This is a genomic window from Arthrobacter sp. UNCCL28 (assembly GCF_900102805.1).
GTDB lineage: Bacteria > Actinomycetota > Actinomycetes > Actinomycetales > Micrococcaceae > Arthrobacter > Arthrobacter nicotinovorans_A.
This window is the reverse complement of the sequence record NZ_FMWE01000003.1, coordinates 585,939-598,527: the sequence shown is the minus strand read 5'-3', so window position 1 is coordinate 598,527 and position 12,589 is coordinate 585,939. Positions and strand designations below refer to the sequence as shown.

Below are 12,589 nucleotides of genomic sequence, written 5' to 3'. Positions count from 1 at the left end.
ATTCTGACTGTATGAGTTTCAATGACGGCGCACAGCTTGACCCCTCCCAAGTGGAGGACCGACGCGGCAGTGGAATGGGCCGCGGGACCAAGATCGGCGGTGGTATTGGCGGCGGAATCGTGGTGCTTCTCCTGGCACTCTTCGGTATCAATCCCAATATCCTTGGCGATCTGACGGGAAGCGGAACCCAGCCTCCCGCCGTCGATGGCGGCAGCCAGGGAGCCGGCGGCATACAGGAATGCCAGTCCGGTGCCGACGCGGACAAGCGGCTCGACTGCCGGATCACCGGTACGGTGAACAGCCTCAATGCTTTTTGGCCTGGCTACCTGTCGGACTACAACGTCCAGTACCCACGGCCGAAGACGGTGATCTTCAGCGAGGCCACCAACACAGGCTGTGGTGCAGCTACCAGTGCAGTTGGCCCCTTCTACTGCCCGGCGGACACTACCGCCTACTTTGATCCGGGATTCTTCGATGAACTGGTGACCCGCTTTGGCTCCTCCGGAGGGCCACTGGCGCAGGAATACGTAGTAGCCCACGAGTTCGGACACCACATCCAGAACATCCTCGGAAACCTGGACCAGGCCCAGCAGGATCCCCAGGGTCCGCAATCGGGAGCGGTCCGTGTTGAACTCCAGGCAGACTGCTACGCGGGCTTGTGGGTCCGGCATGCCACCACGCAGACCGATGCCAGCGGCAAGCCCTTCCTTGATCCGTTGACCGAACAAGACCTGCAGGATGCCTTGTCCGCCGCCTCCGCGGTAGGCGATGACCGGATCCAGGAGGCCGCCACCGGCCGGGTATCTCCTGAATCATGGACGCACGGCTCCAGTGAGCAGCGCCAGAAGTGGTTCTATCAGGGGTACACCACTGGCGACATCAACAAGTGCGACACGTTTGGTGTGGCCGCACCTTAGCGGTGAGGCGGTTCAGGGAAAAGTTGAAAGACTAAAAGAAGGGTTCCGGGCTGTTGGCCCGGAACCCTTCCTTATGCCCGCCGTTGGCGGGTGAATATTGGTGATCAGATGTTGAAGCCGAGGGCCCGCATCTGGTCCTTGCCGTCGTCGGTGATCCGCTCGGGACCCCATGGCGGCATCCACACCCAGTTCAGGCGCCAGTCGTCAACGACGCCATCAAGGGATTTGCCCACCTGCTCTTCAAGCACGTCCGTCAGCGGGCAGGCCGCCGTCGTCAGTGTCATGTCGATCAGGAGCGCGCCGTCCTCGTCGGAGTATTTGAGGCCATAAAGGAGGCCCAGGTCCACCACGTTGACGCCGAGCTCGGGGTCAATGACGTCCTTGAGCGCTTCCTCGACGTCCTCGAGGCTGGTCCGCGCCGTGTTGATTTCGGTCATGGAACGATCCTAACTAGGCCTGCACAGCAGGGGCAACGGCTACGCCGGCGCCCGGGGCGTAACGGTCGTAGCCCTCATCTTCGAGACGGTCAGCGAGCTCGGGGCCGCCCTCTTCGACAACCTTGCCGTCAACAAACACGTGAACGAAGTCCGGCTTGATGTAGCGCAGGATGCGCGTGTAGTGGGTGATGAGCAGAGTACCCATGTTGCCCTCTTCGTGAGCGCGGTTGACGCCCTCGGAGACAACCTTCAACGCGTCAACGTCCAGGCCGGAGTCGGTTTCGTCAAGGATGGCGAACTTCGGCTTGAAGAGTTCGAGCTGAAGGATCTCAACACGCTTCTTCTCACCACCGGAGAAGCCTTCGTTGACATTGCGCTGTGCGAAGTCGGCGTCGATGCGCAGCTGCTGCATGGCAGCCTTGACGTCCTTGGTCCAGGTACGCAGTGCCGGTGCTTCGCCGTCGATTGCCGTCTTGGCGGTGCGCAGGAAGTTGGTCATGGTAACGCCGGGAACCTCTACCGGGTACTGCATGGCCAGGAAGACGCCTGCCCGGGCGCGCTCGTCGACGCTCATCTCAAGTACGTCTTCGCCGTCCAGGGTGATGGTGCCGCTGGTAACGGTGTAACGCGGGTGTCCGGCAATGGTGGAGGCCAGGGTGGACTTGCCCGAGCCGTTGGGGCCCATGATGGCGTGGGTTTCACCGGTCTTGATGGTGAGGCTGACGCCCTTCAGGATCTCCTTGGTACCCTGCTCCGTCTCGATGCTGACGTGCAGGTCCTTGATTTCAAGAGTTGACATGCTCTTCTTTCTTTCCGTTCGTAAGTCTGGCGGTACTGGGCGCTCAGTAGTGGTCTACCGAAGCACCGTTCACAACGTTGGTCACGTCCACATAAACGTCGTCTCCGTCGATGGTGACGGCGAAAACGGGGACGGGGTCATAAGCAGGCAGCTGAAGGGGCTGTCCGCTGCGGAGGTCAAACTGGGAACCGTGTCCCCAGCACTCGATCGCGCAGCCTTCAACCTCACCTTCGGACAACGAGATGTCCGCGTGCGAGCAAGTATCGGCGATGGCGTGGATCTCGCCCATGGAATCCTTCACGATGGCTACGGGGTAGTCATCGATCAGGACGCGCAGCGCTTGCTTGACCTGGATGTCATTGGCGCTGCATACCAGTTCGCCTTTGGTTTCTTCACTCATTGTTGCTCTGCCTGGCCTGTCTTAGTTGTCGGTCGCGGCGAGTTCGCGCTCAACAGCTGCGGTCAGGCGATCTTCGATTGCCGGAACCTTGATCTGCTGGATGATCTCGTTGAGGAAGCCTCGGACCACCAGGCGGCGGGCAACCTTCTCAGGGATGCCGCGGGCCATGAGGTAGAACAGGTGCTCGTCATCGAAACGGCCGGTGGCACTGGCATGGCCCGCGCCCTCGATCAGACCGGTTTCGATTTCGAGGTTGGGTACGGAGTCTGCGCGGGCGCCGTCGGTGAGGACCAGGTTGCGGTTGGCCTCGTAGGTGTCCGTGCCTTCTGCTTCCTTGCGGATCAGGACGTCGCCAACCCAGACGCTGTGGGCATTGCGGCCCTGCAGCGCACCCTTGTAGAGGACACGCGACTTGCAGTTGGCCACTGCGTGGTCAACGAACAGGCGCTGCTCAAGGTGCTGTCCGGCGTCGGCGAAGTACAAGCCGAACATTTCGACGTCGGCGCCCGGCGCGGTAAAGCGCGTGGACGGCGTGACGCGAACAAGGTCGCCACCAAGGCTGACCACGATGTGCTTGAACTTGGCATCGCGGCCGATCTTGGCCTGCTGCGATGATGCGTGGACGGCGTTGTCTGCCCATTCCTGCAACGAGACAACAGTCAGTTCAGCGCCATCTTCAACGATGATTTCCACATTCTCGGAAACAACCGCGGAACCCTGGTGGTCCAGGACGACGACGGACTTGGAGAACCGCTCTGCCACAATCACGATGTGCTGGGCGGCCGGAGCCTCTCCTGCACCGGTGATCAGGACGGAAACTTCACTCTCGGCCTGCAGCTCGGCAGGAACGGTGACAACCGTGGCCTCGGCGAAGTTCTCCCAGGCATTGGCGGACACGAGGTCCTCCGGGATGGCTGCCTGGCCGATGCGCTGGTCATCGCGGCCAACCGTTTCAACAACGACGCCGGCCGGGGCGGTAACGCTCACAGCGGGAGCTGCGCCGTTGAGGACGTCGGTGTGAAGGCCGCGCAGGCGCTTCAGCGGCGTGAAGCGCCAGTCTTCCTCAAGGCCGTTCAGCGGCTTGAAGTCTGCAAGCTTGTAGGACGTGAGACGCCCTGCACGCGAGCTGTCCGGAATGCCAACGCCACCGCCGTGGGAGTGGCTCTTGGCCGAAGCGCCGCCGAGCGGACCAGCGGAAGGCTGCTCCGACGTCGTGCTGGTGTTTGTTCCGGTGTTCACGGGCGAAAGGTTCTCGCCTTCCTCGGTGAAGCCGTTGATAAACGGCTGGGCCGAGGGCGCGCCGATGCGCGCCTTTTCAGTAGTGATATCAGTCATTGTTAACCGACGGACCCTTCCATCTGCAGTTCAATCAGGCGGTTCAGCTCAAGAGCGTATTCCATGGGCAATTCCCGGGCGATCGGCTCAATGAAGCCGCGCACGATCATGGCCATGGCCTCGTCTTCAGGCATGCCGCGGGACATCAGATAGAAGAGCTGCTCTTCGCTGACGCGGGAAACGGTGGCCTCGTGGCCCATGACAACGTCATCCTCGCGGATATCGATGTACGGGTACGTGTCCGAACGGGAAATGGTGTCCACCAGGAGGGCGTCGCAACGGACCGTGTTGGCCGAGTGCTTGGCACCCTCGCGGACCTGGACCAGGCCGCGGTAAGCTGCACGTCCGCCGCCGCGGGCTACGGACTTGGAAATGATGGAGCTCTTGGTGTTCGGTGCGATGTGCACCATTTTGGAGCCGGTGTCCTGGTGCTGGCCTTCGCCGGCGAATGCGATGGACAGCGTCTCACCCTTGGCGTGCTCGCCCACGAGGTAGACGGCCGGGTACTTCATGGTCACCTTGGAGCCGATGTTGCCATCGATCCATTCCATGGTGGCGCCCTCTTCGCAGATGGCACGCTTGGTGACGAGGTTGTACACGTTGGTGGACCAGTTCTGGATGGTCGTGTAGCGGACGCGGGCGCCCTTCTTCACGATGATCTCCACAACGGCGGAGTGCAGTGAGTCCGAGGTGTAGATCGGAGCCGTGCAGCCTTCGATGTAGTGAACGTAGGAGTCCTCGTCGGCGATGATCAGCGTGCGCTCGAACTGGCCCATGTTTTCGGTGTTGATGCGGAAGTAGGCCTGCAGCGGGATATCCACGTGGACGCCCTTGGGCACGTACACGAAGGAACCGCCGGACCATACGGCCGTGTTGAGCGAGGCGAACTTGTTGTCGCCCACCGGGATGATGGTGCCGAAGTACTCCTGGAAGATCTCCGGGTGCTCGCGCAGTGCGGTGTCCGTGTCCAGGAAGATGACGCCCTGGGCTTCCAGGTCCTCACGGATCTGGTGATAAACGACCTCGGACTCGTACTGTGCGGCGACACCGGAAACGAGGCGGCTGCGCTCAGCTTCGGGGATGCCCAGTTTCTCGTAGGTGTTCCGGATGTCTTCGGGAAGGTCTTCCCACGTTGCCGCCTGTTTCTCGGTGGAACGCACAAAGTACTTGATGTTGTCGAAGTCAATGCCGGAGAGGTCTGCACCCCAGGTGGGCATGGGCTTGCGATCGAAGTACTTCAGGCCCTTGAGGCGCAGGTCGAGCATCCATTCGGGCTCGTTCTTCTTCGAGGAGATGTCGCGGACAACCTCCTCGCTGAGGCCACGACGGGCATTGGCGCCTACGTCGTTCTTGTCGGCCCAGCCGTACTCGTAGTTTCCGATACCGTGCAGTTCGGGATTCTTCTCCAGAATCTCCGAGATCACAGTGCCGTCAGCTACCGCTTTCTCTGCTATTTGGTCCGTCATCACGGCCTTTCTTGCTGGTTGTTTGATTCCTGGTACGGGTTCCCGGACTGCTCTGCGACATCCAGGGATGCCGTGGCAGCCGGGCGCCCGGTAGGTATGTGGGTGGTGCAAACGTGTCCGCCCTGCGCCAATGTTGAGAGGCGCCGGACGTCAACGCCCACCAAACGCGAGAAGACCTTGGTCTCGGTGTCGCAAAACACCGGGAACTCCGCGGCGAGCCGCTGGATGGGGCAGTGGCCCTGGCAGAGCTGGACGCTGGACAATGCAGCCGGCAACGGAGCCTTGGCCTCAATGGAGTGCGCAGAAGCAACGAAGCGATCCCGGGTCAGTGCCTTGGACAATGCCATGGCACGCGCGGTGATGTCATCTCCAGCGGCCTCTACCTCGGGGGCGTAGCGCCGTTCCATGTCCGAGAAGCGTTCCTCGGCATATTCACGGACGGCCTCTTCGCCGGCGAGTTCCTGGAGGCGCCGGAGCGCGGAGCTGGCAATATTCAGGTAATCGTCGCCAAGGGTGGACTGCCCTTGGGAGCTAAGGACGTAACGGCGTGCGGGACGTCCCGCGCCGGAACCGGCCTTGGCAACGCGCTTGACCTCAATGACGCCGCTGCGCTCCAGGTGGTCAAGGTGGCGGCGGACGGCCGCGGGCGTGAAGCCGAGAAGATCTCCGAGCTCCGCTGCGCTGACCGGGCCGTTCTCCAGAACGGCGCTCAGCACGCGGTCCCGGGTCCGGTCATCCGCGTCCGGCAGCGTCGGCGGGGCAACATAGGCCCCTGCCGCTGCAGCATGCCGCGTTGAGGGCATGGAAGTTGGACTGCTCATGGAATACACAACACAATCATGTCGTAATTTGTTTCATGCATCCAGTAAGGCAAGACTGACCTCAGCTGCCCGCCAAGTGTGACCGTACTACTTCACGTAGAATACTCTGGTGCGCTCACCCGAATCCCCTGTCCTCACCATAGACGGACTCATTAAGGATGTAGGCCCGTTGGCCTCCCTTGACGGAAAAATGCTCCGGGTGGTCAGCGGAGTGTCACTGGTCGCCGAGCGCGGCCAAGTGACCGCACTCCTCGGTGCCAATGGGGCAGGCAAGACCACCACCCTCGAATGTGCCCAGGGGCTCCAGAAGCGAACCGGCGGATCTATTTCGCTCCTGGGTTCGGACCCGGATAAAGCCGGCGCCGGGTTACGGTCCCGCGTAGGCGTGATGCTCCAGGACGGCGGGCTGCCGCCGTCGGCCCGTCCCATACCGCTGCTGCGGCACATCGCCGGCATGTACCAAAACCACATGGACCTGGATGCGCTCGTGGAACGGTTGGGAATCAACCAATTCAGCAGAACCAGCGTGCGCAGGCTCTCCGGCGGCCAAAAGCAACGCCTGGCCCTGGCCGCTGCCTTGGTGGGCAACCCGGAAATCCTCTTCCTTGATGAACCCAGCGCCGGGCTGGATCCGCAATCGCGCCAAATGGTCTTCGAGCTGATCGCCGAACTTCGCGATGCCGGCATGGGAATTGTCCTCACCACACACCTCATGGACGACGCCGAGCGCCTCGCCGACTACGTCTACATCATCGACGCCGGCCACAACGTGGTGGAGGGAACCGTCGCCGAATTGCTCAGCCACGGTCCTGCCTCGGATTCTGCCGTTACGGACCGGACGCTCTACTTCGATGTGCCCGGCGGCCTCGACTTCACGGGCGTCTTGGGGGCCGGCCTCCAGCTGACCGAAACCCGCTCCGGAAGCTACTCCATTACCGGTGCGATCACGCCAAAGGACCTTGCGGCCCTGACTGCCTGGTGGGCGGAACGGAACATCATGCCGGCCTCGCTCCGGTTGGAAGCCCGCAGCCTCGAAGACGTGTTCCTTGATATCTCCGGAAGGGACCTCCGATGAGCAAGCTCCTCTCCCCCAACGCGGGGCCCGCATCGCTGCCGCGCCGCATCATGCAGCAGGGCCGCTACGAAACCATTGCCATGCTTCGGAACGGCGAACAGCTGATCCTCGCGATCGTCCTGCCCTTGATGGCTTTGGTCGGACTGGTAGTGACTCCGCTGCTGGATGGGCTCGGGGGTTCGCGTGTGGACGTTGCCACGCCGGGCATCCTTGCTCTCTGCGCGATGTCCACGGCCTTTACCGGCCAAGGCATTGCAACCGGCTTTGACAGACGCTACGGAGTGCTCCGGTTCCTGTCCACCACCCCACTGGGCAAGGGGGGCCTGATCGCCGGCAAGATCCTCGCCGTACTGGTGGTCCTTTGTCTGCAGGTACTGGTGGTTGGCGCCATTGCCGGCGTCCTCGGGTGGCAACCCAGGCCAGAGGGCTGGCTCCCAGGACTCGGATTGCTGGTTCTGGGCGCTGCCGCCTTTACCGCGCTGGGACTATTGGTCGCCGGTACTGCGCGCCCGGAAGCTACCCTGGCCATCACCAACCTCCTGTGGATCCTGCTCGGAGCTTTAGGCGGCATAGTGGTGCCGTCCGAACGATTGCCCGCATTGCTTCAAGGCATAGTTCACTTCCTTCCTTCGGGGGCCTTGGGTCAGGCACTGCGTGACGCTCTCCTTGCAGGCACTGTGCCCTTCCCCGCCGTCCTCGTTCTTTTGCTGTGGACGGTACTTGCCGGCGCCGCAGCCATCCGCTGGTTCAAGTGGAACTAATCCAACCGGGCACCACCAACAATGCAGAACTGAGAAGTGAGAAAACTGTGAGCACGGCATCGCGCCTCCCAAAAACCATTCAGCGGTTCACGTCCAAATTGCCTACCGAAGTCAACAAGGCAGTACGCCGCCTGGCCTTGCTGTCACTCATCGGGCAGACAATCCTGGTGGTGACCGGTGGTGCCGTGCGCCTGACCGCTTCAGGGTTGGGATGCCCCACCTGGCCGCGATGCACCAACGACTCGCTGGTCAATACACCGGAAATGGGCATCCACGGATTCATCGAATTCGGCAACCGCCTGCTGACATTTGCCCTCGCGGCCGTCGCAGCGCTCATGTTGGTGTACTTGTGGAACCTCCGTAAAGAGCGGCGCGACCTCTTTCTTCTGGCCCTGGGCCTCCTGGCGAGCATCCCGGCCCAGGCCATCATCGGCGGCATCACCGTTTTGTCCGGGCTAAACCCGTGGGTTGTGGGCCTGCACTTCCTGGTATCCATGGCCCTGGTGGTGTTCTCCACCTTGCTTGTTAACCGGGCCTACGGCCGTACCGGTGGCTTCATGAACCGGACCCTCCCGGGCCTGCCCGCCGTCGCACGACCCGTGATGCTGGCTGTCGCCGTCTTCTCCGCACTCTCAGTGATGCTGGGCGTCGTAGTCACTGGCGCCGGTCCTCATGCCGGCGACGCTGATGCCCCCCGCAACGATCTCGACTGGGACCTCTTCTCGCACATCCACGCCGTTCCGGCTTACCTCATCACCGCCGGCACACTGTTCGCTGTGTTCCTGGTGATCCGCGGCAAGATCGGCGGCCCGTTCCGAACGGCGGCCTACCTTCTGCTGGGCGTAACACTGTTGCAGGCAGTCATCGGCTTTACCCAGTACTACAACGGAATCCCGGCGTTGCTGGTTGGTGCGCATATGTTCGGTGCCGCAGTGCTGATGAGCGCGGCCACCAATGCCGCCGACCTCGCCAAGCACAGCCCGGTCCTTCAGCAGATCTCCTAACTCCGGATCAATTGCGCCGGGTTGGAACGCATGGCCAGCACTGCCGGATACACAGCCGACAAGGTGCCACTGGCCAATCCCGCCCCTATGCCCCACAGGGACGCGTACCAAGGGACCACAGCCGCCCAACCTTCACTGGATGCGTAGGCCAGCACAGCACCCATCCCGACGGCTGCTCCTCCAGCCCCGCCGAGCACTCCCACCACGGCGCCTTCGGTCAGGAACATTAGGGCGAGCACTCTTCGACGCATACCCAAGGCGAGTCGAAGCGCAATTTCGCTGGATCGCGCCAACACCCCCAGATACATGGTGGTTCCGGCGCTCAGGCAAGCCATGGCGAGCAGGATGATGGACACAACGGCAACCAGTCTGCCGAGGTCCGTATTAATCCCCTGTTTGAGTTCCCGAAGATCGGCCACTGTTTGAACCTCTACGTCGCCGGGTTCAGCAGGGTTGAGCGCTTTTGGGAGCGCCTCGGCAATGGCCGCCGGCATCCCTGGATCAGTCCGAAGGACCAGGCTTGCCGCCACATTGCCGGTCAAATGGTAGGACCCGATCCCCACCATGATTCCTGACGGCAGAATCGGGTCACGGCCGGGGTCCCCAATAATGCCCACCACCGGGACTGGCTGGCCATAGAGCCACACCACGACGCCGGGACCTGGCTTTGCGACTCCCAGTTCCTTGGCAGCGTTCTGACCCAGGATTGCGACGGGACCACCGAACGATTGGTCGAGCAGGGCAGCATCACCGTAGGACAGGGTCGCGCCTTGGAGCCGAAGGTAAGCAGAGTCGATGATCCGGACTGCGCCGTTGAAAGCCGGTTGTTCAGGAAAGGATGCGGGCCGAAAGGTGGATGGCTGCACCACTGACGATGAGAGTTCGGCGATAACACCGGCGTCATGCACTCCCGAGAGCCTTCTGGATGCATTGAGGTCGCTGCTGATGGTTTCCCACGATGGATAACCGGCCGAACGCGTCACCCTGACTTCGTCGCTCGCGGCTGCATCTATCCGCGTGGACACCTTGACTGAGGCACTCTCGCTTAGTCCGATGGCCGCAACCAACCCTCCGCTGCCAAGGAGAAACGCCATGATCAGCAGTAGGGCTTTGGCTGGGCGAACGGTCAGCCCGGAGAGCGCGTCGGCAACGGCATCTGCTGCCTCATGGCGCAGGCTCCGGCCGAAGGCACGTTTGCTTTCGGGACCTTCTGTTGTGGGCGATGGAATGCCATCTGTTGTTGGTGCTGGAATGCTGTCCCTGTTGTGCCCGGTGTCCATGATGATGGCTCCGTCGCGCATGGTGATGATGCGGTCCGCGGCTGACGCAACGTCGGGATCGTGGGTCACCAAGGCCACAGTGGTACCGGCATCACTAAGCTCCCGGAGATGCTGAATGACGATCTGGCCGTTGCCGGTGTCCAGGCTGCCTGTGGGTTCGTCTGCGAGGACAACCTTTGGCGCTCCGATCACTGCCCGTGCGATAGCCAGACGTTGGCGCTCTCCCCCGGACAACAACGACGCCGGTGTTGCTGCCCTGTCTGCGAGCCCGAACTTCTTCAGAGCGGGCATGACCAGTTGTTTCTGGACCTTCATCCCTATGCCCCGCACACGCAGTCCCAACACGGCGTTGCGGGCCGTGGCATCCCGGCCCACCATATGTGATTCCTGGAAGACGAAGCCGAAAACATCGGCCCGTAGAGCCGCCTTCTGCCTCTCGCTGAGATCTGCGACGTTTAGGTTCCTGATCCGATACGAACCCCCCGAGGGTGTGTCCAGGAGGCCGAGGACGTTGAGCAGTGTGGACTTTCCCGAACCGGATGGGCCCACAATGGCCACGAATTCCCCCTCGTGGATGTCGAGGTCCACTTCCTTCAGCGCTTTCGCGCCGGGGAAACTGCGGTCAACACCACGCAGGCTGAGGATTGGCACGCGCTTCGCATGCAAGGACGTTTCCCGGGCTGGCAGAAGCGCATTCATTGGAGTTTCACCTGATCCCCAACAACCAGGCCGTCCACGTCAGCGATCGCCGCCCACCCATCCACCTGCGCGGTAACCCTGACGACTACGCGGCGGGGCTCGCTGTTCCCTTCAACCAGGAGATACGGTATCCCGCCGTCCTGGCGAATGGCGATGAGGGGAACGGCGAGGGACTCTGCAGCCGCACCACCAGCGGCAATGGTGACTGATTGGCCGGCAGCGAATCCCTGCGTCCCCGGCGGCAAAGCTACGGTGACATCTTTTCCAGGGATCTCATTCTTGCTTTGGTCACCCTCCAGGAAGTCGCTGACATGAACCACTGTGGTGTCCAGAACTGTTGAACCGGCCCTGACCGTTACGGGCGTACCCGCCACGAAGCTCTCGGCCTGGACAACGTCTGCGCGGGCAACGAAGGAGTCGTCAGCGATCCTGATCCGGGCCACCACCCCGTCCTCGGCCAAGATGGAACCGGGTCCGGCGATCGAAGCTACAGTGCCAGTATCACCGGGGACCTGGACAAATTCCCGCCAGCGAAACATGACATCCAATGGGCTCCTCGATGCCGCATCACCAGCTTCCTCCTGCGCGAGCGAAACGGGGGCTCTAAACCCTGCGGCCTGGTACCACGATGCCAGTGCCTGCTGAGTAGCCCGGTCAAAGGTTCCCGTTATGGCGCATGCATAACCGAAGCCCGCCAAAACCCCTTGTAGTGCCTTGACATCGGGGCCCGAGTCGTTTGGATTGATGTCCCGATACAACGGCACGCTGCTGGGTAGTATCAACAGCGGCCTCCCTGAGACGACCGCCAGTAATTCACCGGAAACCACGGGGCTCCCGGCCTCTTTTGCCACGTCGGTCACCACCAGTCTGTCGACGCCGGCTGCGGGACTGGCCTGAAGGTTTGTCTCGGCTCCTGGAACGACTTTCCCCGAAAGAACAACCTGTTTGGCCACCACACGGCGTTCTACCGCAGCCGAAACCGGAACCACCGATGCAGGGATCGGTGTGGACTTCGCCCCTGCTGTGGTCGATGTTCCTGCCCAGTAAGCGCCGCCCAAACCTGCCAGCACCACCAGTGATGCAACGAGGATCAGCCACGACCGCGGGACCCGCCTCAGTCCGCGTCCAATCAGCTGCAACTCATAGTCTTGCATCAGCAACGCCGTGATCCCGCAAAATCTGTTTGGCACGCACCACGGCGTCCGCCTTCTCTTCTGCCAAGGCGTTGAGTTCGGCCTGATGATCCATCATCTGTGCGGCCTGGTATTCAGCAAGGATGTCGTAGGGTTTCCTGGCCCCGCCACTGGCGTCCTTGCAGTCCAAATCCAAGAGGGCAACCCGTATCCCATCCTCCCTTGATCCGCTGGATTGCAAGCTCCACGAACCCTGTTCCGAAAGTTTGATGCCTTTGGTGGCCAGGCATTCCTCCCAGCTCTTCCGGTAAGCCAAGTACTCCGAATCGAGCTCTGTCAGTGCCACGGCGTTCCGAGTGATTTGATTCTGCAAGGAGGCATCACCAGCCAGGCCGTCCAGGAGTTCGGGTAGTCCGGCCCTCCCCACCGAATTACTGCACTTTGTTTCCGCCGCCTGATGGT

At 62.0% G+C, this 12,589-nt stretch carries 13 protein-coding genes; 4 read left to right on the top strand and 9 right to left on the bottom strand.

Going from position 1 to position 12,589, the window contains the following annotated elements:
- The first annotated feature begins 11 nt into the window (after nt 1-11).
- Nucleotides 12-917, top strand: a complete 906-nt coding sequence (locus BLQ01_RS11275) for a KPN_02809 family neutral zinc metallopeptidase (RefSeq protein ID WP_091551794.1) — start codon at nt 12-14, stop codon at nt 915-917.
- 104 nt (nt 918-1,021) lie between these two features.
- Here BLQ01_RS11275 and BLQ01_RS11270 read toward each other — a convergent pair whose 3' ends face one another.
- Genes BLQ01_RS11270 through BLQ01_RS11245 form a run of 6 tightly spaced genes read right to left on the bottom strand, consistent with a single transcriptional unit; the run spans nt 1,022 to nt 6,175 of the window.
- Nucleotides 1,022-1,354, bottom strand: coding sequence for a metal-sulfur cluster assembly factor (locus tag BLQ01_RS11270; protein ID WP_011774796.1), 333 nt, complete (start codon nt 1,352-1,354; stop codon nt 1,022-1,024).
- A 13-nt stretch (nt 1,355-1,367) separates the two neighbouring features.
- Nucleotides 1,368-2,153: a Fe-S cluster assembly ATPase SufC gene (gene sufC, locus BLQ01_RS11265; protein WP_026540644.1), complete on the bottom strand. Its 786-nt coding sequence runs from the start codon at nt 2,151-2,153 to the stop codon at nt 1,368-1,370.
- A 43-nt stretch (nt 2,154-2,196) separates the two neighbouring features.
- Nucleotides 2,197-2,553 (bottom strand): non-heme iron oxygenase ferredoxin subunit, encoded by a 357-nt coding sequence (locus tag BLQ01_RS11260; protein ID WP_026540643.1) that lies wholly within the window; start codon nt 2,551-2,553, stop codon nt 2,197-2,199.
- A 21-nt stretch (nt 2,554-2,574) separates the two neighbouring features.
- A complete protein-coding gene (sufD, locus tag BLQ01_RS11255; protein ID WP_026540642.1) occupies nt 2,575-3,888 on the bottom strand; it encodes a Fe-S cluster assembly protein SufD in 1,314 nt (437 codons plus the stop codon).
- Nucleotides 3,889-3,890: 2 nt separating this feature from the next.
- Nucleotides 3,891-5,354, bottom strand: a complete 1,464-nt coding sequence (gene sufB / locus BLQ01_RS11250) for a Fe-S cluster assembly protein SufB (RefSeq protein ID WP_026540641.1) — start codon at nt 5,352-5,354, stop codon at nt 3,891-3,893.
- The gene (locus tag BLQ01_RS11245; protein ID WP_091551792.1) at nt 5,354-6,175 is read right to left on the bottom strand and encodes a helix-turn-helix transcriptional regulator; all 822 of its coding nucleotides are present in this window, start codon (nt 6,173-6,175) and stop codon (nt 5,354-5,356) included. The genes sufB and BLQ01_RS11245 overlap by 1 nt, the downstream gene beginning before the upstream one ends.
- Before the next feature lie 109 nt (nt 6,176-6,284).
- Here BLQ01_RS11245 and BLQ01_RS11240 point away from each other — a divergent pair, with 109 nt between their 5' ends.
- The 3 genes from BLQ01_RS11240 to BLQ01_RS11230 are packed head-to-tail and all read left to right on the top strand — an operon-like array spanning nt 6,285 to nt 9,015.
- Nucleotides 6,285-7,250: an ABC transporter ATP-binding protein gene (locus BLQ01_RS11240; protein ID WP_026540639.1), complete on the top strand. Its 966-nt coding sequence runs from the start codon at nt 6,285-6,287 to the stop codon at nt 7,248-7,250.
- A complete protein-coding gene (locus BLQ01_RS11235) occupies nt 7,247-8,011 on the top strand; it encodes an ABC transporter permease (protein WP_026540638.1) in 765 nt (254 codons plus the stop codon). Before BLQ01_RS11240 ends, BLQ01_RS11235 begins: the two co-directional genes overlap by 4 nt.
- Before the next feature lie 47 nt (nt 8,012-8,058).
- Entirely contained in the window at nt 8,059-9,015 is a 957-nt protein-coding gene (locus tag BLQ01_RS11230) for a COX15/CtaA family protein (protein WP_091551791.1), read from the top strand.
- Here BLQ01_RS11230 and BLQ01_RS11225 read toward each other — a convergent pair.
- From BLQ01_RS11225 to BLQ01_RS22885, 3 genes are read right to left on the bottom strand one after another with little or no spacing between them, the layout of a single operon-like run.
- Nucleotides 9,012-10,946 carry an ABC transporter ATP-binding protein/permease gene (locus tag BLQ01_RS11225; RefSeq protein ID WP_217638373.1) on the bottom strand — a complete coding sequence of 645 codons (1,935 nt, stop codon included), beginning with the start codon at nt 10,944-10,946 and terminating at the stop codon, nt 9,012-9,014. The two genes, BLQ01_RS11230 and BLQ01_RS11225, sit on opposite strands and share 4 nt — an antisense overlap.
- Before the next feature lie 44 nt (nt 10,947-10,990).
- The gene (locus tag BLQ01_RS11220; protein ID WP_091551788.1) at nt 10,991-12,148 is read right to left on the bottom strand and encodes an efflux RND transporter periplasmic adaptor subunit; all 1,158 of its coding nucleotides are present in this window, start codon (nt 12,146-12,148) and stop codon (nt 10,991-10,993) included.
- Complete coding sequence (locus tag BLQ01_RS22885; RefSeq protein WP_368086115.1) at nt 12,135-12,473, bottom strand: hypothetical protein; 339 nt, start codon at nt 12,471-12,473, stop codon at nt 12,135-12,137. Before BLQ01_RS22885 ends, BLQ01_RS11220 begins: the two co-directional genes overlap by 14 nt.
- Between the last annotated feature and the right edge of the window lie 116 nt (nt 12,474-12,589).